The 24,263-nt window shown below is 72.1% G+C and carries 22 protein-coding genes; 13 read left to right on the top strand and 9 right to left on the bottom strand.

All coding sequences use genetic code 11. The annotated features are described in order from the left end of the window. Positions 1-42: 42 nt before the first annotated feature. On the bottom strand, positions 43-1,476 hold the full coding sequence (locus OHV05_RS06815) for an MFS transporter (RefSeq protein WP_405016840.1): 1,434 nt from the start codon (positions 1,474-1,476) through the stop codon (positions 43-45). 138 nt (positions 1,477-1,614) lie between these two features. Here OHV05_RS06815 and OHV05_RS06820 point away from each other — a divergent pair, with 138 nt between their 5' ends. Beyond that, positions 1,615-2,187, top strand: coding sequence for a MarR family winged helix-turn-helix transcriptional regulator (locus OHV05_RS06820; protein WP_405016841.1), 573 nt, complete (start codon positions 1,615-1,617; stop codon positions 2,185-2,187). Between the two features lie 28 nt (positions 2,188-2,215). On the opposite strand, the gene OHV05_RS06825 is transcribed toward OHV05_RS06820, so the two are convergent. After that, on the bottom strand, positions 2,216-2,719 hold the full coding sequence (locus tag OHV05_RS06825; protein WP_405016842.1) for a methylated-DNA--[protein]-cysteine S-methyltransferase: 504 nt from the start codon (positions 2,717-2,719) through the stop codon (positions 2,216-2,218). Beyond that, a complete protein-coding gene (locus tag OHV05_RS06830) occupies positions 2,716-4,260 on the bottom strand; it encodes a DNA-3-methyladenine glycosylase 2 family protein (protein WP_405016843.1) in 1,545 nt (514 codons plus the stop codon). Before OHV05_RS06830 ends, OHV05_RS06825 begins: the two co-directional genes overlap by 4 nt. A 201-nt stretch (positions 4,261-4,461) precedes the next feature. On the opposite strand from OHV05_RS06830, the gene OHV05_RS06835 reads away from it, so the two are divergent. After that, complete coding sequence (locus tag OHV05_RS06835; RefSeq protein ID WP_405016844.1) at positions 4,462-5,520, top strand: LacI family DNA-binding transcriptional regulator; 1,059 nt, start codon at positions 4,462-4,464, stop codon at positions 5,518-5,520. A 44-nt stretch (positions 5,521-5,564) separates the two neighbouring features. On the opposite strand, the gene OHV05_RS06840 is transcribed toward OHV05_RS06835, so the two are convergent. From OHV05_RS06840 to OHV05_RS06855, 4 genes are all read right to left on the bottom strand, one after another. Continuing rightward, positions 5,565-6,263 carry an RraA family protein gene (locus OHV05_RS06840; RefSeq protein ID WP_405016845.1) on the bottom strand — a complete coding sequence of 233 codons (699 nt, stop codon included), beginning with the start codon at positions 6,261-6,263 and terminating at the stop codon, positions 5,565-5,567. Between the two features lie 25 nt (positions 6,264-6,288). After that, positions 6,289-6,858 (bottom strand): NADPH-dependent FMN reductase, encoded by a 570-nt coding sequence (locus OHV05_RS06845; protein WP_405016846.1) that lies wholly within the window; start codon positions 6,856-6,858, stop codon positions 6,289-6,291. Between the two features lie 91 nt (positions 6,859-6,949). Next, a complete protein-coding gene (locus tag OHV05_RS06850; protein WP_405016847.1) occupies positions 6,950-7,492 on the bottom strand; it encodes a hypothetical protein in 543 nt (180 codons plus the stop codon). A gap of 97 nt (positions 7,493-7,589) precedes the next feature. Continuing rightward, complete coding sequence (locus OHV05_RS06855; RefSeq protein WP_405016848.1) at positions 7,590-10,469, bottom strand: glycosyl hydrolase; 2,880 nt, start codon at positions 10,467-10,469, stop codon at positions 7,590-7,592. Between the two features lie 309 nt (positions 10,470-10,778). Between OHV05_RS06855 and OHV05_RS06860 the strand changes: the two genes are divergently transcribed. From OHV05_RS06860 to OHV05_RS06875, 4 genes are all read left to right on the top strand, one after another. Then, a complete protein-coding gene (locus tag OHV05_RS06860; protein ID WP_405016849.1) occupies positions 10,779-12,083 on the top strand; it encodes an extracellular solute-binding protein in 1,305 nt (434 codons plus the stop codon). Between the two features lie 65 nt (positions 12,084-12,148). Continuing rightward, a complete protein-coding gene (locus OHV05_RS06865) occupies positions 12,149-13,087 on the top strand; it encodes a carbohydrate ABC transporter permease (RefSeq protein WP_405016850.1) in 939 nt (312 codons plus the stop codon). Between the two features lie 4 nt (positions 13,088-13,091). After that, a complete protein-coding gene (locus OHV05_RS06870; protein WP_405016851.1) occupies positions 13,092-13,970 on the top strand; it encodes a carbohydrate ABC transporter permease in 879 nt (292 codons plus the stop codon). Positions 13,971-14,002: 32 nt separating this feature from the next. Continuing rightward, on the top strand, positions 14,003-15,427 hold the full coding sequence (locus tag OHV05_RS06875; protein ID WP_405016852.1) for a GH1 family beta-glucosidase: 1,425 nt from the start codon (positions 14,003-14,005) through the stop codon (positions 15,425-15,427). A gap of 64 nt (positions 15,428-15,491) precedes the next feature. On the opposite strand, the gene rsgA is transcribed toward OHV05_RS06875, so the two are convergent. Beyond that, positions 15,492-16,592: a ribosome small subunit-dependent GTPase A gene (gene rsgA, locus OHV05_RS06880; protein ID WP_405016853.1), complete on the bottom strand. Its 1,101-nt coding sequence runs from the start codon at positions 16,590-16,592 to the stop codon at positions 15,492-15,494. 309 nt (positions 16,593-16,901) lie between these two features. Beyond that, complete coding sequence (locus tag OHV05_RS06885; RefSeq protein WP_403045498.1) at positions 16,902-18,152, bottom strand: YihY/virulence factor BrkB family protein; 1,251 nt, start codon at positions 18,150-18,152, stop codon at positions 16,902-16,904. A gap of 168 nt (positions 18,153-18,320) precedes the next feature. Here OHV05_RS06885 and OHV05_RS06890 point away from each other — a divergent pair, with 168 nt between their 5' ends. The 7 genes from OHV05_RS06890 (at position 18,321) to OHV05_RS06920 (ending at position 24,056) form a co-directional block, all read left to right on the top strand. Beyond that, positions 18,321-18,404, top strand: a complete 84-nt coding sequence (locus OHV05_RS06890) for a putative leader peptide (RefSeq protein WP_310593185.1) — start codon at positions 18,321-18,323, stop codon at positions 18,402-18,404. Positions 18,405-18,588: 184 nt separating this feature from the next. Next, the gene (locus tag OHV05_RS06895) at positions 18,589-20,313 is read left to right on the top strand and encodes a nitrite/sulfite reductase (RefSeq protein ID WP_403045500.1); all 1,725 of its coding nucleotides are present in this window, start codon (positions 18,589-18,591) and stop codon (positions 20,311-20,313) included. Further along, positions 20,310-20,486 carry an IS1 family transposase gene (locus OHV05_RS06900; RefSeq protein WP_184921116.1) on the top strand — a complete coding sequence of 59 codons (177 nt, stop codon included), beginning with the start codon at positions 20,310-20,312 and terminating at the stop codon, positions 20,484-20,486. Before OHV05_RS06895 ends, OHV05_RS06900 begins: the two co-directional genes overlap by 4 nt. Further along, complete coding sequence (locus tag OHV05_RS06905; protein WP_405016854.1) at positions 20,470-21,168, top strand: phosphoadenylyl-sulfate reductase; 699 nt, start codon at positions 20,470-20,472, stop codon at positions 21,166-21,168. Before OHV05_RS06900 ends, OHV05_RS06905 begins: the two co-directional genes overlap by 17 nt. A gap of 40 nt (positions 21,169-21,208) precedes the next feature. Continuing rightward, entirely contained in the window at positions 21,209-21,808 is a 600-nt protein-coding gene (gene cysC / locus OHV05_RS06910) for an adenylyl-sulfate kinase (protein WP_405016855.1), read from the top strand. Then, positions 21,805-22,740 (top strand): sulfate adenylyltransferase subunit CysD, encoded by a 936-nt coding sequence (gene cysD / locus OHV05_RS06915; protein ID WP_405016856.1) that lies wholly within the window; start codon positions 21,805-21,807, stop codon positions 22,738-22,740. The genes cysC and cysD overlap by 4 nt, the downstream gene beginning before the upstream one ends. A gap of 2 nt (positions 22,741-22,742) precedes the next feature. Then, entirely contained in the window at positions 22,743-24,056 is a 1,314-nt protein-coding gene (locus tag OHV05_RS06920) for a sulfate adenylyltransferase subunit 1 (protein ID WP_405016857.1), read from the top strand. The last annotated feature ends 207 nt before the right edge of the window (positions 24,057-24,263 follow it).

The raw sequence follows: 24,263 nt of genomic DNA on the forward strand, positions 1-24,263 counted from the left end.
CTTCGGCGTTGCCCGGGCGCGAGTCGCTCAGGCCGGGGTCGCTCAGGCCCGTGGTGCGCCGGTCCGGACCCGGGCGGCCAGGTCGGCGGCCGCGACCGCGACCAGGGTGAGCAGGGCGAGGACGGCGCGGCCGCCGTTCTGATGCCCCGCCAGGTGGACGGCCAGCACCGGGAGCGCGGTGCCCAGCGCGGTGCCGAGACCGCGCACCATGTTGACCAGCCCGCCACCGACGGCGGAGCTCGCGGCCGGGATCGCCCGCATCACCAGCGCGTTGTTCGCGGGCAGCAGCAGCCCGAGGCCGTAGCCCGCCAGCACCAGCGGCAGGACGGTGGCCGACGGGGTGGCGGGCACCAGCGCGAGCAGCCCGAGGCCGAGCGCGGCGACCAGCGCGCCGCAGCGGCACCGGACGGCGTCCGACCAGGAGTCGGGGAGCAGCCCGGCCCCGACCGTGGCCGCGACCGCGAAGGCGGCGGGCAGAGCGGTGATCACCAACCCGGCGGTCGCCACCGGTACTCCCGCACCGACCAGCATCACCGGGCCGAGCACCAGCGGGCAGAACAGCAGCAGGTAGCCGACCAGGGCGATCAGCAGCCCGGCCCGGATGCCGGGGGTGTTGATCAGCCCCGGGGGGATCAACGGCCGGTCGGCGCGCTGCTCCTGCCGGGCCAGTGCCAGGGCCAGCACGACGGCTGCGACCAGTAGGACGGCCACCGCCCAAGCCGGGAGCGGCAGGCCGGAGGCGGTGGAGAGCGCCAGCAGCAGGGCGGTCGAACAGCCGGCCAGCAGCACCAGCCCGGCCAGGTCGAACCGGCCGTCCCGGCGCGCTGCCCGCGGCCGCCCCTGCGGGTACGTCCGGGGCAGCAGGAACCAGCCCGCGAGGATGCCGAGCAGCCCGATCGGGACGTTGATCCAGAACACCCAGCGCCAGGAGACGTGCTGCACCAGCAGCCCGCCGAGGGTCGGCCCGAGCGCGAGGCCGAGGGCCTGCGCGGCAGCCTGGACGCCGAGCGCGGTGCGCATCGCGTGCTCGGGAACGCCCCGGGCCACCAGTGCGACGCTGTTCGCCTGCATCATCGCGCCGCCGACCGCCTGGACGGCCCGGCAGGCGACCAGCAGGCCGAGGCTGTCGGCCAGCCCGGCGCCGAGCGAGGCCAGCGCGAAGACCCCGAAGCCGCCGAGGTAGACGGTCTTCCGCCCGACCAGGTCCGACAGCCGTCCGATCGGGGCCAGCAGCGCGACCAGCACCAGCAGGTACGCGAGTGCGACCCACTCGACGGCGGCGAAGTTGGCGTCGAAGGCCCGCTCCAGCTCCGGGAAGACCAGCGCGGTGATGCTCGCGGTGAGCTGCCCGAGGAACGCCCCCAGGCAGACCGTGCCGACGGCCAGCCAGTGCGCGTGCCGCCAGCCGGCCACCGCGCGGGGGCGGGGGCGCTCGGCCAGCAGGCGCTGGGTGAAGCTCGGGTTCAGGGTGCTCACTCGAACAATATATCGGCCACAGAACTGTTCTGTCGTCGAACTGGTCGGCCGGCGATCGGATCGTTACGGGATGTGCTCGCGGGCAGAGCTGGTCACCTACCGACAGGTGTACGGACCCCGCGCGCTACGCTGTCGCCCATGTCGTCGCAGCCCACCCCCGATCCGACCGCCGGCCACCTCCCCGATCCGGCGGACGCCCCGGCGGACGGCGGGTCGGCCCCGGACGGCGGGTCGGCCCTCGAGGAGGCCGCGGCCGTCGCGCGGGCCCGGCGGCTGACCGACGTGATCACCCGGCTCCGCCGCGCCCTGCGCAGCAGCATCCGCACCGACTACCCCTGGGAGTCGCTGCCGATGGCCCAGGTCGAGCTGCTCCAGACACTGGCCACCGCACCGCTCCGGGTCGGCGAGCTGGCGGCCCGTCAGCGCCTCGCCCCCAACACCGTCAGCGGCCTGATCGGCAAGCTCCTGGAGGCCGGCTTCGTCGACCGTCAGCCTGACCCCGGCGACCGCCGCACCGCCCGGATCGCGCTCACCGAGGCCGGGCACCAGCAGCTCCGCGACTGGCAGCACGCCCACGAGCGCCGCCTCGCCGCCGCCCTGGAGAGCCTCCCGACCACCGACCGGGAGGCCGTCATGCACGCCCTGCCCGCCCTGGAGCTGCTCGCCAAGGCCCTCTCCGGCGGCACCGGCGCCCTGACCGAGCCCCGCTGACCCCGGATCGGCTGACGGCGGCTCAGGCTCAGAACAGCGAGCCCCGCTCCAGCGCCAGCAGGTGCCGCTTCCGGTCGATGCCCGCCGCGAAGCCGGTCAGCGCACCGTTCGCGCCGAGCACCCGGTGGCACGGCAGGATCACCAGCAGCGGATTGGCCCCGACCGCACCGCCCACCGCGCGGACTGCCGTCGGCGGTTGGCCCGCCAGCGCGCCCAGTTCGCCGTAGGTGACCGTCTCGCCGTACGGGATCTCGGCCAGCGCGGCCCAGATCCGCCGCCGGAACTCGGTGCCCACCGGTGCCAGCGGCAGGTCGAAGGTGGTCGACTCCCCCGCGAAGTAGGCGTCGAGCTGCTCGATCACGGCCGCGAACGCCTCTGGGTCGTGCAGCCAGCCGTCGGCCGGTTCGTCCCGGGCGCCCTTCTGGCCGGGCGCGGTGACCGCCTGGAGCGCGAACGAACCGTCCGGCTCCAGGGTGCCGGTGAGCAGCAGCCGGCCCAGCGGGCTCTCCATCGTCGTGAACACCGTGGTCATGCCCGCACTCCTTCCGACACGTCGTCAACCTTCGGGCCCGCCACGGGAGTCAGCGAGGCCCACAGCCGGTGCACCGCGTACGAGCGCCACGGCGCCCAGGCCGCACCCGCCAGTGCCGCCGCCCTGGGGTCGCCCGGGTGGCCGAGCCGTTGCAGACCGTGCTTGACGCCGACATCGCTCGGCAGGAAGACGTCCGGATCGGCCAGTGCGCGCATCCGCAGGTAGCCCACCGTCCAGGGGCCGATGCCCGGCAGCGCGAGCAGGTCGGCGGCGGCGGCCTCCCGGTCCACGCCGCCGTCCAGCCGGACGGTGCCCTCGGCCAGCGCCGCGCAGAGTCCGCGCAGGGCGCGGCGGCGGGCGTCCGGCATCGCCAGATCGGCCGAGTCGGCCTCCGCCAGCGCCCCGGCGGCCGGGAACAGCAGCCGCAGACCGCCGCTCGGCTCGGGCAGCGCGACGCCGTACCGCTCGCTCAGCCGGGCGGCCAGGGTCCGGGCGGCCGCCACGGTGATCTGCTGGCCGAGAACGGCGCGGACCGCGAGCTCGTGCGGGTCGACGTGCCCCGGCGAGCGCACGCCGGGGCGGGCCCGCACCAGGTCGCCGAGCAGCGGGTCGGCGCCGAGCTGGCCGTCCACCGCGTCCGGGTCGGCATCCAGGTCGAACAGCGCCCGGAGCCGGTGCACGGCGGTGGTCAGGTCCCGCAGGTCGGTGAGCTGGAGCCGGCAGTCCAGCCAGCCCCGGCGCACCGGGTCACCGCTGGCCAGCCCGTCCACCTCGGCGATCGCGTGTCCGTACGGGAGCGCCAGCGTCCGCCGGTAGGTGCGGACACCGGGCGCGGTGCCGGGCACCACCTCCTCGACACCAGGCACGGCGCGCAGGGCCAGGAAGTCCAGCAGGTGGTCGCTGTCGAGCGCACCCCGGTACGCCAGCCGGAGCCCGATCGAACCGGGTGTCGCGGCGCCCTTGCGATGGCCGTTGGTCTCGGCCCGCAGCCCGCTCGGGGTGCGGTCGTAGACCTCCCGGACGGTGTCGTTGAACTGCCGCACCGAGGAGAAGCCGGCCGCGAACGCGATCTCGGTGACCGGGAGCGCGGTGGTCTGCAGGAGCAGCCGGGCGGTCTGCGCACGCTGCGCCCTGGCCAGCGCGATCGGCCCGGCGCCGAGCTCGGCGGTGAGCTGCCGCTGCACCTGCCGCGAGCTGTACCCGAGCCGCTGGGCCAGGCCGGCGACGCCTTCGCGGTCCACCACGCCGTCCCCGATCAGCCGCATCGCCCGGCCGACCAGGTCGGCCCGGTGGTTCCACTCCGGTGACCCCGGCACCGAGTCGGGGCGGCACCGGCGGCAGGCCCGGTAGCCCGCACCCTGGGCGGCCGCCGCGGTCGGGTAGAAGGTGCAGTTGACCCGCTTCGGAGTCACCGCGGGGCAGCTCGGCCGGCAGTAGATGCCGGTGCTGCTGACGGCCGTGAAGAACACCCCGTCGAAGCGGGAGTCCCGGCTGTCCACCGCCCGGTAGCGGGTGTCGTCGTCGGTCAGAATCTCGGTCACGCACTCCAGTCTGCGGCACTCCGGACCCGTCGACTGGCGGAAATACGACGCCCAGGTCGGAGCTGACGATCATGCGCGCCGACTCCACCAGAACGCACCTGATGTTGTCTGGGAGCGCTCTCAATCATTCCCCCCACCAGATAAGCTCTGCACTGACAAACCCATCGCCCCACCCATCCCCCGTAGCCCGAGGAGTCCGCAGTGGCCCAGCCGCAGCCCGAGGCCCAGCCGGCCGGCGCCCTCCACCGTCCGACCCTGGAGTCCGTCGCCGAACGGGCCGGCGTCTCCCGGGCCACCGCCTCCCGGGTGGTGAACGGCGGCACCGGGGTCCGCGAGGCGCTGCGGGAGAAGGTCCAGCAGGCGGTCGACGAGCTCGGCTACGCCCCGAACCTCGCCGCCCGCACCCTGGTCACCCGGCGGAACCACGCCGTCGCCGTGGTGGTGGCCGAGCCCGAGAGCCGGCTCTTCTCCGACCCGTTCTTCGCCCAGCACCTGCGCGGCATCAGCCGGGAGCTCTCGGCCGCCGACAACCAGATGGTGCTGCTGCTGATCGAGGCCCAGCAGGACTACGAGCGGGTCGGCCGCTACCTGGCGGGCGGCCACGTGGACGGCGCGCTGCTGTTCTCCCTGCACCGGAGCGACCCGCTGCCCGAGATGGCCCGCCGGGTCGGCCTGCCCACCGTGATCGGCGGCCGCCCCGGCTGGCCGGGCGCCGAGTCCGACCGCGAGCTGGTCTACGTCGACAGCGACAACCGGGGCGGCGCCCGGACGGCCGTCCAGCACCTGCGCTCGCTGGGCCGTACCCGGATCGCCACCATCACCGGCCCGCTCGACCAGACCTCCTCCACCGACCGCCTCGACGGCTACCGCGACCTGATCCCCGACGGCGACCCCGCCCTGATCGCCGAGGGCGACTTCACCCCGGACGGCGGCGGCCGCGCGATGACCGAACTCCTGGCCAGACGGCCCGACCTGGACGCCGTCTTCGCCGCCTCCGACGCGATGGCCTCCGGCGCCCTGCGGGTGCTCCGGGCCCACGGCCGCCGGGTCCCCGAGGACGTCGCCCTGGTCGGCTTCGACGACGTCGAGTCGATCGCCGCCTGGACCGACCCGCCGCTCACCACCATCCGCCAGGACATCGAGGAGATGGGCCGGCTGATGGCCCGCCTGCTGCTCCGCCGCCTGGCCACCCCGGCCCAGCCGCTCGCCCCCACCTCGGTGATCACCCCGACCCGGCTGATCCGCCGCGAGTCCGCCTGACGGCGGGTCGGCTCCCTGGGCGTCGGGGGCGGTGGCCTGCCGGCCTAGACCTCGATCGCGCCGCCGAGCTCCCGCAGGTGCCGGCGGAAGGTGTGGGCCGGGTCTGCCGCGCGGCGGGTCAGGTAGTCGTCGAAGGCGGTCTGCCGACGCAGGGTCTCCCCCGCCCTGATCTTGTCGGCCTGCGCGCGTTCGGTGGCGTGGATGCCCGCCGCCGTCTCCAGCACCTCGGCGGCGCGGGCGGCGGGCACGAACAGCACGCCGTCCCGGTCGCCGAAGGCGACGTCCTCGGCGGTCAGCGTGTGCGCGCCGAACCGGGCGCTGAGCAGCGCCTCCGGCTCCCGCTCGGCCAACCGGACCGGGCCGAGCGGGCAGGCGCCGTAGCTGAACACCGGCAGGCCGATCTCGACCAGCTCGGGGGTGTCCCGGTGCTGCCCCCAGATCACCACGCCGGACAGTCCGGCCACCCCGGCCTCCAGCACCGCCAGGTCGCCCACGCAGGCTTCGTCCGTCCGCCCACCGTTGTCGATCACCAGCACGTCCCCGGGGCCGACCTCGCCGAACGCCTCCAGGAAGACGTCCACGCTGCCGTAGTGCCGGACCGGCAGCACCCGGCCGGCCACCCGCTGCCCCGGCACCACCGCTCCGATGCCCGGCGGCGCCACCCGCAGCGGCACTCCGAGCCGGACACAGGCGTCGGCGACCAGCGGCGTGGACAGTGAGGCGAACAGCTCACGGTGCGTCATACCCGAACTCTGCCACGCCGCAAGGTCAGTGGGACGGAAGTACCGTCAACACCCGTTCGACGAAGGTCTTGAAGTCGGCCATGAAGTCGCTGAGGAACTGCTGCGTGTTCGGGTCGGTCACCTCGCCGTCGTCGCCGAACAGGCCCGGGGTGAACTGGATGTACGCCTCCGGGGCGGACATCTGCGGGGCGTTGCAGAAGCTCAGCGTGGACCGCAGGCTCTGCTGCGCCACGGCGGTGCCGATCTTGCCGGGCGAGGCGCCGATCACCGCCGAGGGCTTGTGGGTGAAGGAGTTGGTGCCCCACGGGCGGCTGGCCCAGTCGATCGCGTTCTTCAACGCGCCGGGGATGCCCCGGTTGTACTCGGGGGTGACGAACAGCAGCGCCTGCGAAGCGGCGATCGCCTCCTTGAGCGCCCGGCCCTCCGGCGGGTAGTCCGCGTCGAAGTCGTGGTTGTAGAGCGGCAGGTCCTTGATCGGGATCTCCCGGAACTCCAGCTCCGCAGGCGCCAGCCGGATCAGCGCCCGGGACAGCACCCGGTTGATCGACTTCTCGGACAGACTGCCGACGAAATAACCGACCTGATACGTGGTCACACGAGTCCCTTTCCGGAAGGCCCCCGGAGCATCGTGCCCCAGCACCCTCCCGTCCGGCGACCCGACTCACCCGCCCGGCCCAGCCCGGTCGTCAGCTCTTCGACGGCGCGGGAGGGACGGTGGCACCGTTCTGGTCCACCTTCGCCGATCCGGGGGCGGACACGTTGACGGCGAACAGGTAGACGGTGTCCGAGGCCGGGTCGAGGTACAGCTCCCTGGCGCCCTCCGCAACCACCACCTGCCTGCTCAGCTCCGGATCCGCCACCCATCGGGCACCGGGCGGGAAGGCCGCGACCATCGCGGCCGGGATGGCGCGGTGACCCGTGCCCGAGCGGGGCTGGTCCGGCACCGGCTGCCGACCCGCCGTCAGGGTGGCCACCCCGCCCGGGGTCAGGCGGATCAGCGCATGCAGGAACAGGTCCGTCGGGCCGGGAAGGGACCGGTCCGACCCGCCCTCGTTCGAGGACCGCTCCCGCCAGAGCGCGGTGGCGATCGGGCCCAGCTTCGGCAGCAGCTTCGTCAACTCGTCGGTGCTGGTCCACAGTTCCGGCTCCGCCGACGACTTCGCCGCCCCACTGCCGCCGCAGCCGGCCGCCAGCACCGCCGGTATGACCAGGAACGCCCTGCGTCGCATCGCCCACCCCTCGACTGTCCGAGGCACTATTGGATCATGCCCGAACGAGGGACCGGCCCCCGGCAGCTGCCGGGGGCCGGTCCCAGGGCGGAGCCCGCTAGTTGAACGGAATCCGCAACACCGAGGCGTTCCCCTGCGCCTGGGTGGCGCCGGTCCGGAGCTGGGCCGGGCCGTTGCCGATCGCGGACCAGACCTCCACCCGCACCGTCCCGTTGGCCAGGTTGCCAAGGCTGCCGGTGGCCGAGGCGAGACCGGCGGTCGCCGAGTAGCGCTCCCAGCCCGCCCCCGGGTCGGTGGCGAAGTAGCGGTAGGTCTCGACCCGGTCGAAGCTCCCGTTGCCGGTCAGGTCGTAGGAGATCCGGACCTGCTGGCCGAGACCGACGGCCGTCCCCGCGTCCAGGAAGAGGTCGAACTCCGTTGCGGCGCCCGCCCGCAGGGTCCCGTTGACGTTGCGCAGCTCGTACACGGTGGGTTGGTACGGCGTGCCGTCGTGGTTGGTGCCACCGCCCGAGGCGATGGTGCTGGCGGTGGCGCCGGTGCCGTAGGCGGTGGTCAGGCCGCCGCCGGGCTGGAGATAGAAGGTGCTGCCGCTGGTGGGCGGCACCGACATGGACGGCGAAGGTGAAGGCGAGGGGGAAGAGGAGGGCGACGGCGAGGGCGACGGGGTCCCGCCCGATCCGCCGTCCTGGAAGCTGCCCCGCTCGCTCGCGGTCGACCTGGCGGGCACGGTGAGCGTGTAACCGTCCGAGAAGTGCACCGCCCGGGCCGCCGTCGAGTAGTTGTGCGCGACGTGGGTGCGGGTGCCGCCGTTGACGAAGACCGCCGAGGTCGGCTGGTCGGAGGTGGTCGCCGGGTCGAGGGTGCCGAGGGCGGCGAGGTTGTAGATCCAGTGGTAGGTGTGCGCCTTGGACTCGCCCTCCTCGGGGGTGTAACCGTCCTTGCCCGCATCCCAGTTGGCCTTGGCGGCAGCCGGGTCGGCCAGCGCCTGGAACTCCCAGGCCAGGTCCCGCCAGTCGGTGAACACCCCGCCGTTGTTCGCCTTGTACTCGGCCAGGTTGGCCTTGATGTCGTCCTGCCGACGCGCCAGGTAGAGCGAACCACCGGTGATCGGGAGGTAGTTGATGCCGTGGATCATGCCGGGGCTGGCGGTCCACCAGGTGGAGTACGCGGCGCCGCTGCCCCAGACCATGCCGACCGTCTGGTGCCCGAAGCCGGCCGGGAAGGCGGACTGGTCGGCGTTGAACCAGTACTGCTCGACCGCCCGCGACTCGGTGGTGTACAGGTAGATGCCGAGGTCGCGCAGCGCGGTGTCACCGGTCGCCGAGCCGTAGAGGATCAGCCCGGCACTGAAGTTGAGCGACTCGGAGGAGGACTCCTCGTTGTTCCCGGCGGCGAAGGCGGCATGGCCGGCCGCCCAGCCGTGGCCCGCGTACGGGTCGAAGCTGCGCAGCCACGGGAAGCGGGTGTCGGCCCGGTCGGCGTTGGCGGCGTCCTTGGCGAGCAGCTTGACCATCCCGCCCCAGGCCGAGTCGGCGGCCCAGGCGGCGTCGTAGCGGGCCACCGTGGCGGCGGCCTGGATGTAGTAGCCGTAGTGGAAGTGGTGATCGTTCAGCTCGCCGTCGCTGCCGTACGAGGCGGGGTAGCCGATCAGCGTCTTCCAGACGTTGTCGTACGCGAAGACCGTCGAGCCGGTGCCGGCGAACCAGGTCTGCAACCGGCCCTTCATCAGCCCGAGCAGCTTGTCCCGGGTCGCCGTGTCACCCAACTGGTCGGCGATCGGCACCAGTTGCCCGAGCCGGGCGAGTGCCTTGCCGGTCCAGTAGGTGTCGGTGGCGCCCATGAAGGGATCGGCGGAGTTGGCCACCTCCCGGACCATCGCCCCGAGGGCGGCCTTGTCCTGGCTGCCGACGTCCGGCAGCGAGGGCAGGATGGCGTCGGCCTTCATGGTGGTGCTGAAGCCGCTGCCCTGACGGACCTTCATCTGCCCGCGCGGCGAGGTGTAGGTGAGCGCGGTCAGCGGGTCGGTGCCGGCCTTCCACTGGTGCGGGTAGAGCGCCAGCAGGGTGCCGGTCTGACTGCCCTCCTGGGCGGTCGTGGTGGCGGTGTAACTGGTCGTCACCGAGCCCGCGTTGTAGTTCCAGGCCACCTTGGTGTCGGTGACGAAGCTGTACGCGTAGGTACGGAACAGCGCCAGGTCGTTCGGCGAGGGCAGCACGGCGACCGAGTAGTAGTCCTTGGCGCCGAGCGCGGCGCTCAGCACGGTGCCGTTCACGTTCCAGCTGGTGCCCGTCGGCGCGAACAGGCCGTAGTGGTGGCCCCCGACGGTGATGCCCAGCACGTTGCCCTGGTTGGCGAAGACGGTCGGGGTGCCGGCCGCGGTGATCTGCGCCGCGCCGCCGGTGGCGTGCGCGTAGACGTAGGGCAGGCCGTGGCCGATGGTGGTCGAGAGCGTGTGCGCACCGTCGGTCCACTGCGGGGTGACGGTCCAGTCGGTCCAGCCGTCCACCTTGGCGTCGGGAGCGTTCAGCCCGGCCACGCCGACGGTGAGGTCCTTGGTGTGGGTGAAGTCGTACTGGCGCCCGTCCGGGGTGACGGTTGGGTTGGTGGGGTAGCCGACCTCCAGTCCGCCCGCGACGGCCTTGAACGTGAACGGGTGGGCGTACAGGTTCTCCGAGTAGGGGTTGCCCGCGTAGCGCTGGAAGACCAGCGAGGACCACCAGTCGTTGGTGGGGACGGCCTGGCCGGCCATCCGCGCGGTCACCTTGGGCGTGAGCGGTGCGCCGTCGGAGTTGCTCGGGCCGATGGTGCCCGCCGGGCGGGTGTCGGTGTACCCGCCGAGCCCGACCTTGACGGTGGCGGCGGAGGCGGTGGAGGCACCGACCGTGGCAGTGAGCGCGGCGGCGGTGAGCGCGATCGCGGTGAGGGCGGCGGCCGGGCGGACCAGACGTCTCGGGGACCGAGCGCGTGGCGGCTTCATGTCTGACACCTCGGGGTGGGAGTGGGGGTGTGAGAGCGCTCTCAGTCTGCTCTCAAGACCCGGACGGTAGAGGCGTCCGACAAGGGGTGTCAACGCCCTGAACGCGATCCGGCGAAACCCGGCCGACTTCAGCTCTCGAAAGCAGGACGGGCTCCAGCCCGGAGATTACGTTCAGGTTTCGGGCACTTGACGGGAGTACGGCGCACCCGGCACGCTCCTCCCAGCGATTGAGAGCGCTCTCAGGACGCCTCTCGGATCAGCTCGGCACCACTGCTCGAACTCCACTCAGCCGCGCCAGGAGGCATCCGCATGCGCCCCTTCAGAGCCCGCCGCACCGCCGTGACCGTCGGCAGCGCCGCTCTCGCCGCCACTCTGCTCCTCTCCGCCTGCAGCTCCGGCAGCACCACCGGTGCGCAGGACGCGAACGAGAAGGTGACGCTGACCGTCGACCTGTTCGGCACCTTCGGGTTCAAGGAGGCCGGCCTCTACGACGAGTACATGAAGCTGCACCCGAACATCACCGTCAAGCAGAGCGACACCCAGGACGAGGGCCAGTACTGGCAGGCGCTGCAGACCAAGCTGGCCGGCGGCGGCGGCCTGGCCGACGTGCAGGGCCTGGAGGTCGGCCGGATCGCCAGCGTGATGCAGAAGCAGGCGGACAAGTTCACCGACCTCGGGACGCTCGGCGCCGGTGACGTCAACGACGGCCTGGTGCCGTGGAAGGCCGCCGCCGTGAAGACCGCCGACGGCAAGGTGCTCGGCGCGGGCACCGACATCGGCCCGGAGGCGATCTGCTTCCGCACCGACCTGTTCAAGGAGGCCGGCCTGCCGACCGACCGCACCGAGCTGGCCGCCAAGTGGGCGACCTGGGGCGGTTACCTGGCCCTCGGCAAGGAGTACGTCGCCAAGGCCAAGCCCGGCGACGCCTGGACCGACAGCGCGGCAGGCATGTTCACCGCCGAGGTCGGCCAGCAGAAGGTGCGCTACGCGGACGAGAGCGGCAAGGCCGTGCACGAGAGCAGCCCGGCGGTGCAGACCGCCTGGGCGGACGCCACCAAGCTGGTCGCCGACGGCCTCTCGGCCAAGCTGCCGCAGTGGACCCCGGAGTGGAACAAGGCGTTCAGCACCGGCAAGTTCGCCACCCTGAGCTGCCCGGCCTGGATGATCGGGTACATCAAGGGCCAGGCGGGCGACGCCTTCGCGGGCAAGTGGGACATCGCGGCCGGCCCGGGCAAGACCGGCAACTGGGGCGGCGCCTACCTGGCCGTGCCGAGGACCGCCAAGCACCCGAAGCAGGCCGCCGAGCTGATCAAGTGGCTGAACGGCAAGGACCAGCAGGTCAAGCTGTTCACCAAGCAGGGCTCCTTCCCGTCCAGCACCGGTGCGCAGGGCGAGATCAAGTCGGTCAAGGACGCCTACTTCAACAACGCCCCGATCGGCGAGATCTTCAGCGAGGCGGCCGCCAACATGCCCGCCCAGGTGCTCGGCACCGAGGACGGCGTGGTCGGCAAGGCGTTCACCGACGCCCTCGGCGAGGTGGAGCGGACCAACACCGCTCCGGCCACCGCCTGGCAGCACGCGCTGGACAACGTCAAGAAGGCCAGCGGCAACTGACGTCCGATCAACTCCGGCCCGGGGCGCTGCCCGCCCCGGGCCGGAGTGACCACCGAAGGACCACCATGGCCACTCTCTCCGCCCCGCTGCCCGGCTCGCGGCGCGCGGCCACCCGGCCGCGCCTCGGGGCCCGGCTCGCCCCGTACGGCTTCCTCGCCCCGTTCTTCGTCCTGTTCGCGGCCTTCGGCCTGTTCCCGCTGCTGTACACCGCCTACGTGTCGCTGCACCGGGTGGAACTGCAGACCTCGGAGCGGATGGACTGGCTGGGCTTCCAGAACTACACCCGGCTGTTCGAGGACCCGTTCTTCTGGAACGCGCTGCGCAACACCTTCACCATCGGGCTGCTCTCCACCGTCCCGCAGCTGCTGCTCGCGCTCGGGCTGGCCCACCTGCTCAACTACCGCCTGCGCGGCCGGACCTTCTTCCGGGTCGCGATGCTGATGCCGTACGCGACCTCGGTCGCGGCGGCCACCCTGGTCTTCGCCCAGCTGTTCGGCCGGGACTACGGGCTGATCAACTGGGTGCTCTCCACCGTGGGGTTGAGCCCGGTCGACTGGCAGGCGAACACCTGGGCCTCGCAGTTCGGCGTCTCGCTGATCGTCACCTGGCGGTGGACCGGCTACAACGCGCTGATCTACCTGGCCGGCATGCAGTCCATCCCGCAGGAGCTGTACGAGTCGGCGGCGGTGGACGGCGCCTCGCGCTGGCAGCAGTTCCGGCACATCACGGTGCCCGGGCTGCGGCCGACCATCGTCTTCACCGTGGTGGTCTCCACCATCGGCGCCACCCAGCTGTTCGGCGAACCCCTGCTCTACGAGGGCAACTCGGGCGGCGGCATCTCGCACCAGTACCAGACCCTCGGGCTCTACCTGTACGAGCAGGGCTGGACCTTCTTCCACCTGGGCCGGGCCGCCGCCGTGGCCTGGGTGATGTTCCTGCTGATCGTCGTACTGGCCCTGGCCAACGCGGCCGTCGCGGCCCGGCGCAACCGTACGGACCGGTGACCCGATGACCCACGTCCTGACCAAGCCCGCCGTCCGCGAGCGGAGTTCGGCCCGCAAGGCGCGCTCGCCGCTGCACGGCGGCCCGCTCGCCTACGGCGTGCTGATCGCCGCCACGCTGGCCTTCGTGTTCCCGTTCTACTGGACGCTGGTGGCCGCGAGCCGCTCCAACTCCGAACTCAGCTCGGCCACTCCGGCACTCACCCCGGGCCCGAACCTGTTCCACAACATCGGCGAGGCGCTCGACCAGGCCGCCATCGGCACCGCGCTGGTGAACTCGCTGATCGTCTCGGCGGCGGTCACCGTCGGGGTGGTGCTCTCCTCCACGCTGGCCGGCTTCGCCTTCGCCAAACTCCGCTTCCGGGGACGGGGGTTGCTGCTGGCGATCACGGTCGGCACGATGATGATCCCGCCGCAGCTCGGGGTGATCCCGCTGTTCATGGTGATCGTGCGGCTCGACCTGCAGAACAAGCTGCCCTCGGTGGTCCTGCCCGCGCTGGTCTCCGCCTTCGGGGTCTTCTTCATGCGGCAGTTCCTGGTCCAGGCGCTGCCGGACGAGCTGATCGAGGCGGGCCGGATGGACGGTGCGTCGAGCCTGCGGATCTTCCGGTCGATCGTGCTGCCGGTGGCCCGCCCCGGAATGGCGGTGCTCGGCATGCTCACCTTCATGGCCACCTGGAACGACTTCTTCTGGCCGGTCGTGGCGCTGAGTTCGCAGAACCCCACCGTGCAGGTCGCCCTCAAGTCGCTCGGCCAGGGCTACGTCCCGGACCAGTCGATCATCATGGCCGGCACCCTGATCGGCACCCTCCCGGTGCTGGTGGTGTTCGCGCTGCTGGGCCGTCAGATCGTCGGCGGCATCATGCAGGGCGCCGTCAAGGGCTGACCCACCTACTCTGAGTACCCATGGAAGGCGACATGTCCGTAGAAGCCCTGCCGGCCCCCGTCCGTACCGACTTCCCCACCGGCTTCGTCTGGGGCGCGGCCACCGCCGCGTACCAGATCGAGGGCGCCGCCGCCGAGGGCGGCCGCACCCCGTCGATCTGGGACACCTTCAGCCGGATCCCCGGCAAGGTCCGCAACGGCGACACCGGCGACATCGCCGCGGACCACTACCACCGCTACCGCGAGGACGTCGCGCTGATGGCCGAACTCGGCCTGGGCGCCTACCGGTTCTCGCTGGCCTGGCCGCGGATCCAGCCCGCCGGGAGCGGGCCGGCCAACGAGGCCGGGCTGGACTTCTACGACCGGCTGGTGGACGAACTGCTGGCCAACGGCATCACCCCGGTCGCCACCCTGTACCACTGGGACCTGCCGCAGACCCTGGAGGACCAGGGGGGTTGGCTGAACCGCGACACCGCCCACCGGTTCGCCGAGTACGCGAGCCTGACCGCCCGTCGGCTGGGCGACCGGATCGGCACCTGGACCACCCTCAACGAGCCGTGGTGCAGCGCCTTCCTCGGCTACGGCTCCGGCGTGCACGCCCCCGGCCGGACCAGCCCGGCCGAGGCCCTGACGGCCCATCACCACCTGTTGCTGGCGCACGGCCTGGGCGTCGGCGCACTGCGGGCCGAACTGCCCGCCACCGCGCAGGTCTCGCTCACCCTCAACCTGGCCGCGGTCCGCCCGCTGACCGGGGATCCGGCCGACCTGGACGCGGCCCGCCGGATCGACGGGCTGGCCAACCGGATCTTCCTCGACCCGGTGTTCCACGGCAGCTACCCGGCCGACGTGCTGGCCGACACGGCCGAGGTGACCGACTGGTCCTTCGTCCACGACGGCGATCTGGCCGAGATCTCCCGGCCGATCGACTCGCTCGGCATCAACTACTACACGCCGACCGTGGTGGCCGCCGACGATCCGGAGCACCCGGCACCACGTCAGGACGGCCACGCCGACGAGCTCTCCCCCTGGCCCGCCGACACCGGCGTCCGCTTCCTGCCCGCCGAGGGCAGCCGGACGGCGATGGGCTGGCCGGTGGACGCGGACGGCCTGTACGAGCTGCTCACCCGGCTGCGCGACGACCTGCCCGGGCTGCCGCTGCTGGTCACCGAGAACGGCGCCGCGTACGACGACTACAGCGACCCGTCCGGCGCGGTGCACGACCCGGAGCGGGTGGCGTACCTGCACGGGCACCTGGACGCGGTCCGCCGGGCGGCGGCGGACGGGGTGCCGGTGGGCGGCTACTTCCTCTGGTCGCTGCTGGACAACTTCGAGTGGGCGTACGGCTACGGCAAGCGCTTCGGCATGGTGCACGTCGACTTCGCCAGCCAGCGCCGGACACCGAAGGACAGCGCCCGCTGGTACGCCGAGGTGATCCGCACCGGCCGACTGCCGCGCTGAGGCGGTCACGCACGTGGGCCGCTGCCCCGGATCCCGACTCCGGGGCGGCGGCCCACCGCTGTGCTCACTTCTTCGGCGAACCGCCCATGGCGCGGTGCGTCCGGGTGATCGACTTCCACTTCTTCAGCCGCTCGGCGGCCAGCCGGGCGTCGGTCCGCGAGGCGATCCACTCGTTCTCGCGCTGGAGCTTCTCGTAGCTCTCCCAGCGCCGCTCGGAGATCACCCCGTCGGCGACGGCGGCCCGCACCGCGCAGCCGGGCTCGCTCCGGTGCCCGCAGTCGTGGAACCGGCACTCCTGCGCCAGCTCCTCGATCTCCGCGAACGCCTGGGCCAGCCCCTCGCCGCCGAACAGGCCGACGCCTCGCAGGCCGGGGGTGTCGATCACCACGCCGCCGCCGGGCAGCGGGATGAGCTCCCGGGTGGTGGTGGTGTGCCGGCCCTTCTCGTCCACCGAGCGGGTCTGCTGAACGGCCATCACCTCGGTGCCGATCAGCGCGTTGGTGAGGGTCGACTTGCCCGCACCGGACTGGCCGAGCAGCGCCGTGGAGCTGCCCATGCAGGCCCGCAGCACGTCGATTCCCTCACCGGTCTCGGCGCTGACCACCACCACGGCCACGCCGGGGGCGATCTGCTCGACGTCGGCCTTGACGAACTCGGCGTCGTCCACCAGGTCGGCCTTGGTCAGCGCGACCACCGGCAGGGCGCCGGACTCCCAGGCCAGGGCCAGGAAGCGCTCGATCCGGCCGAGGTCGGGCTCGGCGGCGAGCGAGGAGGCGATCAGGACGGTGTCGACGTTGGCCGCCAGCACCTGCCCCTCGGAGCGGCTGCCCGCGGTCTTGCGGATCACCGCCGTGGAACGCGGCAGCAGGGCCGAGACGGTCGGCATCGGAGCGGCCGTCAGGTCGATGCCCGCCCAGTCGCCGGTGCAGGCCCAGTTGGCCGGGTCCGGATCGCGGACCGGCCGGATGTCGGCGCGGACGGTGCACAGCTCGCCCGACCCGGGGTCGGTGAACAGCACGTCGCACATCCCCCGGTCGACCCGGGTGATCCGCGCAGGGGTGAGCCCGCCCTCGGCGAGGGGGGCGAAGAGCTCGTCGAGCTCGGGAGTCCAGCCGTAGTCGGCGAGGACGGAGGTGTCAGGGGAAATGCTGGATGCGTGAAGCAACGCGGTGGGGCCCTTCGGGAGGAATGCTGTCCCGGTGGGCGGCGGCTGCTGCGTGGAGAGCTGTTACAAGGTCAGCCGACGGCCGGGACGGGGAGGTGTGCGCGCGAGCTGCCCTGGGCAGCCGTGACCTGGGTGACAGCCACGAGGCTCACCTCCTGTTTCCGTACTCGGCCCGCTTCTTCCACAGGCGCCAACAGACGATCACGCTAGTGGACCGGCCCGAGGGCCCGCATCCCATTTTTGACCTGCGGTTCTCCGGGCGGCACGGACGGTAAGACCGTCGTCTCGGATGCTGAGAAGACCGGACGGTCAGATCCCGTCCCACGGGCTGCGCGGGGCCGGCCGGTCGGTGTCCGGGGGCGGCGGCGGGCGGCGACGGCGGTGCGCGCCGCCGGAGGAGATCCGGCCGCGCACGTTGCCCGGCGGCAGGAAGTCGGCCCAGCGCTCGGGGTACTCGGACGGCACGTGGTCGTCGTCGTCCTCGTCCAGGTCCTCCTCCACGCCCTCGGCCAGGCCGAGCTCGCGGGCCAGCCGGGCCCGCTCCACCGCGCGCCGGGCGGTGACCTCGCGGACCACGGCGGCGGCCGCCTCCTCGCTGGCCCGCTCGTTCTCGGCCCGGGCGTCGGCGGTCTGCACGGTCGGCCAGCGGCGGTCTATGGCGGCGTTCATCGCGGCGCCGATCAGCACCGCGAGCGCGACCACGCCGATCCACAGCAGCACCGCCACCGGCGCCGCCAGCGAGCCGTACACCGAGCGCCCCTCGACCGAGCTGACCAGGTAGATCCGCAGCAGGACCGAGCAGAACACCAGCACCACCAGGGCCACCAGCGCGCCGGGGATGTCCTCCCGCCAGGGCGTGGAGACCGGGACGGCCACGTGGTAGAGGGTGGTGAGGAAGACGATCAGCAGGGTGATCGCGACCGGCCAGTACAGCGCGTCGATCAGCCCGGACCACTCGGGGAGCGCGTTCAGCACCAGCCCGGGGCCGGTCAGCAGCAGCGGCAGCACCAGCGAGCCGATCACCAGCGCGCCCAGGTAGAGGCCGAGCGACATCAGCCGGGTCTTCACCAGGCCGCGCTTGCCGTCCAGGCCGTACATCACCGTGATGGTGTCGATGAAGATGTACAGCGCCCGGGAGCCGGACCAGAGCGAGAGCAGGAAGCCGATCGAGATCAGGTCGGGCCGGCCGCCGTCGGCGAACACGCTGTTGAGCAGCGGCCGGACGGTCTGGTTCACCGAGCTGGGCGAGAGCACCGTCCCGGCGGCGGTGATGATGTCCTCCTCCAGCCGCTCGATGGTGCCGGCCCCGAGGATGTCGTCGAGGTAGCCCAGGGTGCCCGCCAGGCAGAGCAGCAGCGGGGGGATGGAGAGCAGGGTGAAGAACGCCGCCTCGGCCGCGAGGCCGGTGACCCGGTACTCGACGCAGGTGTTGGTGGTGTCCTTGATCAGGCTCCAGACCGTCTGACGCCACGTCGACCGCCGCGCCCGCCGCCCGCCCTTGCCCCGTCGTCGCGAGGGCCGCTCGGCTGTTGTCCTGGTGGTTTCCCCTGCTGGCTGCACGCCCCTACGGTATCGGTCGGACGAGGGCGGGCCGACGAGGCGCCTGATGCTCCCTCAACACCGCCCCCGGCGTGCCGCGCAGCGCCGGAGTCTCACTCCGTGAAACCATTCCGTCCACTATGCGGACGATAGTGGACCGGGGACAGTGCGCCGTGCGAATCTCTTGCCATGCCGAGCGCCGGAACCACCCTAGTTGGTCGACTTCACGTCGATCTCCTTCGCGTGTCCAGCGCCATCTGTCCGGTGACCTGAGCCCCACCCCGCCGCCACCACCGCACCCCGGCGCGTACCACCTCGCCGTCCCCGCCGCAGCGGATGTGCGAGCCCCCGGCCAGGTCACTGCTTCCCCGATCCTCGCGGAACACCGCAGGTCACAGCAGGGCCACGCCTGGATGCTCACAGCCGCCACCAGAGCCACTGCCGTAAGGACTTCACCATGGCCCCCACCCCCGAACCGGTCGAGCCCCCGGTCGACGCCGCCCCGGCGCGCCGTCCCGCCGCCGCCCGCAAGGTGACCCGCCACCGTGGCGAGGGCCAGTGGGGGATGGGTCACCGCACCCCGCTCAACCCCAACGAGCAGTTCAAGAAGGACGACGACGGTCTCAACGTGCGGACACGCATTGAGACGATCTACGCCCAGCAGGGCTTCGCCTCGATCGACCCGGCCGACCTGCGCGGCCGGATGCGCTGGTGGGGTCTGTACACCCAGCGCAAGGAGGGGATCGACGGCGGCAAGACCGCGATCCTGGAGCCGCACGAGCTGGACGCCGAGTTCTTCATGCTCCGGGTCCGGATCGACGGCGGCCGCCTGACGGTGGCCCAGCTGAAGGCGATCGCCGAGGTCTCCGAGCAGTACGGCCGGGGCACCGCCGACCTGACCGACCGCCAGAACGTCCAGTACCACTGGATCCGGATCGAGGACATGCCCGCGATCTGGCAGAAGCTGGAAGCGGTCGGCCTCTCCACCACCGAGGCCTGCGGTGACACCCCCCGGGTGATCCTGGGCTCCCCGGTCGCCGGGATCGCCGAGGACGAGATCATCGACGGCACCCCCGCCATCGACGAGATCATGCGGCGCTTCATCGGCAACAAGGACTTCTCCAACCTGCCGCGCAAGTTCAAGTCGGCGGTCTCGGGGTCGCCGCTGCTGGACGTGGCGCACGAGATCAACGACATCGCCTTCGTCGGCGTCGAGCACCCCGAGCACGGCCCCGGCTTCGACCTCTGGGTCGGCGGCGGGCTCTCCACCAACCCCAAGCTGGGCGTCCGGCTCGGTGCCTGGGTCCCGCTGGACGAGGTCGCCGACGTGTACGGCGGCGTGATCGGGATCTTCCGCGACTTCGGCTACCGCCGGCTGCGCAACCGGGCCCGGTTGAAGTTCCTGGTCGCCGACTGGGGCGTGGAGAAGTTCCGCCGGGTGCTGGAGGACGACTACCTCAAGTACCAGCTGATCGACGGCCCCGCGCCGAAGGAGCCCAGCGGCACCTGGCGCGACCACGTCGGCGTGCACCGGCAGAAGGACGGCCGCTTCTACGTCGGCTTCGCACCGCGGGTCGGCCGGGTCAACGGCAAGCTGCTCGGCCAGGTGGCCGACCTGGCCGCCGAGCACGGTTCGGACCGGCTGCGCACCACCGCCGAGCAGAAGATGATCGTGCTGGACATCCCGGCCGACCGGGTCGAGTCCCTGGTGGCCGGCCTGGAGGCGCTGGACCTGCGGGTCAACCCCTCGCCGTTCCGGCGCGGCACGATGGCCTGCACCGGCATCGAGTACTGCAAGCTCGCCATCGTCGAGACCAAGGAGCGCGGCCGCACGCTCATCGACGAGCTGGAGACCCGCCTGCCGGACTTCGCCGAGCCGCTCACCATCAACATCAACGGCTGCCCGAACGCCTGCGCCCGGATCCAGGTCGCGGACATCGGTCTCAAGGGCCAGCTGGTGACCGACGAGAACGGCGAGCAGGTCGAGGGCTACCAGGTGCACCTGGGCGGCGCGTTGGGCCTGGAGGCCGGCTTCGGCCGCAAGGTCCGCGGCCTCAAGGTCACCAAGGACGGCCTGCCCGAGTACGTCGAGCGCGTGCTCACCCGCTACCAGGCGGAGAAGAAGGACGGCGAGCGGTTCGCCCAGTGGACCGCCCGGGCCAGTGAGGAGCAGCTGTCGTGAGCGAGCGCGCCGCCCCCTTCCACTGCCCGTACTGCGGGGACGAGGACCTGCGCCCGTCCGAGGCCGGGCACGGGTCCTGGGAGTGCCACGGCTGCCGCCGGGCGTTCCAGCTGAAGTTCCTCGGTCTGCTGTCAACCACCAACGGGGGTACGGCACATGAGTCTCGCGACTGACTACGAGGCGCTGGCGAACGCCGCCGCCGTCGAGCTGGAGGAGGCACCGGCGCAGGAGATCCTGCGGTGGGCCGCCGAGCACTTCGGCAAGCGGTTCTGCGTCACCTCCTCGATGGAGGACGCGGTGGTGGCCCACCTGGCCTCCTCGGTCTTCCCGGGTGTGGACGTGGTGTTCCTGGACACCGGCTACCACTTCGCCGAGACCATCGGCACCCGGGACGCGGTGGCGGCGGTGCTGCCGGTCAACGTCATCACCCTCAAGCCGCTGCAGACCGTGGCCGAGCAGGACGCCCGGTACGGCGCGAACCTGCACGACCGCGACCCCGACCTGTGCTGCTCGCTGCGCAAGGTCGAGCCGCTCAACCGGGGGCTCGGCGGCTACGACGCCTGGGCCACCGGGCTGCGCCGGGACGAGTCCCCGTCCCGGGCGAACACCCCCGTGGTGGCCTGGGACGCCAAGCGCCGCAAGGTCAAGCTGGCTCCGATCGCCCGCTGGACCCAGGCGGACGTGGACGCGTACGTGGCCGCCAACGGGGTGCTGCTCAACCCGCTGCTGTGGGAGGGCTACACCTCGATCGGCTGCTCGCCGCTGTCCTGCACCGCCAAGCCGGGCGAGGGCGAGCAGGGCCGGGCCGGCCGCTGGGCCGGCTCGGGCAAGACCGAGTGCGGCATCCACCTCTGACCCGCTGATCCACCGTCGACTACTTTCTGGAGATCTCACCGTGAGCACAGCCACCACCCGGGTTGCCGACGGAGCCGCAGAGGCGGCCCCGCAGGCCGCCGTCTGCGAGCGCGGCGCCACTGTGTGGCTGACCGGGCTCCCCAGCGCGGGCAAGACCACGCTGGCCTTCGCGCTGGCCGACCGGCTGCGCGCCGAGGGCCACAAGGTCGAGGTGCTGGACGGTGACGAGATCCGTGAATTCCTGTCCAAGGGACTGGGGTTCAGCAAGGAGGACCGGCACACCAACGTGGCCCGGATCGGCTTCGTGGCCGAGAAGCTGGCCGCCAACGGTGTGAAGGTGCTCGCCCCGGTGATCGCGCCCTACGCCGACTCCCGGGCGGCGGTGCGCGAGCGGCACGCGGCGCTGGGCACCGAGTTCCTGGAGATCCACGTCGCCACCCCGGTGGAGCTCTGCTCGGAGCGCGACGTCAAGGGCCTGTACGCCAAGCAGGCCGCCGGCGAGATCTCCGGTCTCACCGGGGTCGACGACCCGTACGAGGCTCCGGAGCAACCGGAGTTGCGCCTGCAGACCCAGGGCCGCGAGGTGGCCGAGTCGGCCGCCGAGCTGTACGCCTTCCTGACCGAGAGGGGCCTCGCATGACCACCGCCACGGACAGTCTGCCGGCCGTCGACAACCCGTTCACGCTGTCCCACCTGGACGCCCTCGAAGCGGAGTCGGTGCACATCTTCCGCGAGGTGGCGGGTGAGTTCGAGCGGCCGGTGATCCTGTTCTCCGGTGGCAAGGACTCGATCGTCATGCTGCACCTGGCGCTCAAGGCGTTCTGGCCCGCGCCGGTCCCGTTCACCCTGCTGCACGTGGACACCGGCCACAACTTCCCCGAGGTCATCGACTACCGGGACCGCACCGTCGCGAAGCACGGCCTGCGCCTGCACGTCGCGCACGTCCAGGACTTCATCGACGACGGCCGGCTGCGCGAGCGCCCGGACGGCACCCGCAACCCGCTGCAGACCGTCCCGCTGCTGGACGCGATCGAGTCGAACAAGTTCGACGCGGTGTTCGGCGGCGGCCGCCGGGACGAGGAGAAGGCCCGGGCCAAGGAGCGGGTGTTCTCGCTCCGCGACGAGTTCGGCGCCTGGGACCCGCGCCGCCAGCGCCCCGAGCTGTGGAGCCTCTACAACGGCAAGCACGCGGTCGGCGAGCACGTCCGGGTCTTCCCGCTCTCCAACTGGACCGAGCTGGACGTCTGGCAGTACATCCAGCGGGAGGGCATCGAGCTCCCGGAGATCTACTACGCGCACCACCGCGACGTGTTCAAGCGCGACGGCATGTGGCTGACGGCCGGCGAGTGGGGCGGCCCGAAGGAGACCGAGACGGTCGAGAACCGGCTGATCCGCTACCGGACGGTGGGCGACATGTCCTGCACCGGTGCGGTGGACTCGGACGCGGCGACCATCGCCGACGTGATCACCGAGATCGCCGCCAGCCGACTCACCGAACGTGGCGCCACCCGGGCGGACGACAAGATGTCCGAGGCCGCCATGGAAGACCGTAAGCGCGAGGGGTACTTCTAGCCATGAGCACCATCATCCAGACCAGCGCCACCTCGCTGCTCCGCTTCGCCACCGCCGGATCCGTGGACGACGGCAAGTCGACCCTGGTCGGCCGGCTGCTGCACGACTCCAAGTCGGTGCTCACCGACCAGTTGGAGGCCGTCGAGCACGCCTCCCGCAAGCGCGGCCAGGAGGCCCCCGACCTGGCGCTGCTCACCGACGGCCTGCGGGCCGAGCGCGAGCAGGGCATCACCATCGACGTGGCCTACCGCTACTTCGCCACCGCCCGGCGGCGGTTCATCCTGGCCGACACCCCCGGGCACGTGCAGTACACCCGGAACATGGTGACCGGCGCCTCCACCGCCGAGCTGGCCGTGGTGCTGGTGGACGCCCGCAACGGCGTGGTCGAGCAGACCCGCCGGCACGCCGCGGTGGCCGCGCTGCTGCGGGTGCCGCACGTGGTGCTGGCGGTCAACAAGATGGACCTGGTGGAGTACGCCGAGCCGGTCTTCGCCGCCATCGCCGCGGAGTTCACCGCGTACGCGGCCTCGCTGGGCGTCACCGACGTGGTGGCGGTGCCGATCTCGGCGCTGGCCGGGGACAACGTGGTCGAGCCGTCCGCCCACATGGACTGGTACGGCGGCCCGACCCTGCTGGAGCACCTGGAGACGGTGCCGGTGGGCAGCGACCCGAGCGAGCAGCCCGCCCGCTTCCCGGTCCAGTACGTGATCCGCCCGCAGTCCGGCGAGCACCTCGACTACCGGGGCTACGCAGGGCAGTTGGCCTCCGGCGTGCTGCGGGTCGGCGACCCGGTGACGGTGCTGCCGAGCGGCCACACCACCACCGTCGCGGGGATCGACGCGCTCGGCGTCGAGACCGACATCGCCTGGGCACCCCAGTCGGTGACGGTGCGCCTGGCCGAGGACATCGACATCTCGCGCGGCGACCTGATCGCGGGCGGTGCGACCCTGGTCCCCACCAAGGACGTGGTGGCCACCGTCTGCCACCTGAGTGACCGTCCGCTGCACGTCGGGGCGAAGGTGCTGCTCAAGCACACCACCCGGACGGTGCGCGCGCTGGTCAAGGAGATCTCCTACCGGATCGACATCGACACTCTCGAACAGCGCTCCGGCGCCGAGGGGTTGACGGTCAACGAGATCGGCCACGTGGTGCTGCGCACCGCCGAGCCGCTCGCCCTCGACGACTACCGCGTCAACCGCAGGACCGGATCGTTCCTGCTGATCGACCCGGCCGACGGCACCACCCTCACCGCCGGCATGGCGGGCGAGGCGTTCGACACCGTGCGTACCGATGCTGATGGGGAGGACTGGGTCTGATGCCCAGCGAGGCGTTCTCGGGCATGGACAAGGAAGGCGGCCGCATCGGCAGCGGCGTCCTCGGCAGTGGCCAGGGCGGACTGACGCGATGTGCGGGCGGACAGGGGCACTGACCCCCTGTCACCGGGGGTGGCCGCTTCCCACAGCAGAAGCCGCCCCCGGCTTGCCGGCACCGTTCCGTGCCTTCATCCGACTTTCTTTCTTTCC

Source organism: Kitasatospora sp. NBC_00070 (assembly GCF_045041205.1).
Taxonomy (GTDB): Bacteria; Actinomycetota; Actinomycetes; order Streptomycetales; family Streptomycetaceae; genus Kitasatospora.

Bases quoted from the DNA above. Each gene is read 5' to 3' on its own strand.
- OHV05_RS06820 (WP_405016841.1), top strand. From the start codon at position 1,615: ATGTCGTCGCAGCCCACCCCCGATCCGACCGCCGGCCACCTCCCCGAT.
- OHV05_RS06825 (WP_405016842.1), bottom strand. From the start codon at position 2,719: ATGACCACGGTGTTCACGACGATGGAGAGCCCGCTGGGCCGGCTGCTG.
- OHV05_RS06840 (WP_405016845.1), bottom strand. From the start codon at position 6,263: ATGACGCACCGTGAGCTGTTCGCCTCACTGTCCACGCCGCTGGTCGCC.
- OHV05_RS06850 (WP_405016847.1), bottom strand. From the start codon at position 7,492: ATGCGACGCAGGGCGTTCCTGGTCATACCGGCGGTGCTGGCGGCCGGC.
- OHV05_RS06855 (WP_405016848.1), bottom strand. From the start codon at position 10,469: ATGAAGCCGCCACGCGCTCGGTCCCCGAGACGTCTGGTCCGCCCGGCC.
- OHV05_RS06860 (WP_405016849.1), top strand. From the start codon at position 10,779: ATGCGCCCCTTCAGAGCCCGCCGCACCGCCGTGACCGTCGGCAGCGCC.
- OHV05_RS06865 (WP_405016850.1), top strand. From the start codon at position 12,149: ATGGCCACTCTCTCCGCCCCGCTGCCCGGCTCGCGGCGCGCGGCCACC.
- OHV05_RS06870 (WP_405016851.1), top strand. From the start codon at position 13,092: ATGACCCACGTCCTGACCAAGCCCGCCGTCCGCGAGCGGAGTTCGGCC.
- OHV05_RS06875 (WP_405016852.1), top strand. From the start codon at position 14,003: ATGTCCGTAGAAGCCCTGCCGGCCCCCGTCCGTACCGACTTCCCCACC.
- OHV05_RS06890 (WP_310593185.1), top strand. From the start codon at position 18,321: ATGCCGAGCGCCGGAACCACCCTAGTTGGTCGACTTCACGTCGATCTC.
- OHV05_RS06895 (WP_403045500.1), top strand. From the start codon at position 18,589: ATGGCCCCCACCCCCGAACCGGTCGAGCCCCCGGTCGACGCCGCCCCG.
- OHV05_RS06905 (WP_405016854.1), top strand. From the start codon at position 20,470: ATGAGTCTCGCGACTGACTACGAGGCGCTGGCGAACGCCGCCGCCGTC.
- cysD (WP_405016856.1), top strand. From the start codon at position 21,805: ATGACCACCGCCACGGACAGTCTGCCGGCCGTCGACAACCCGTTCACG.
- OHV05_RS06920 (WP_405016857.1), top strand. From the start codon at position 22,743: ATGAGCACCATCATCCAGACCAGCGCCACCTCGCTGCTCCGCTTCGCC.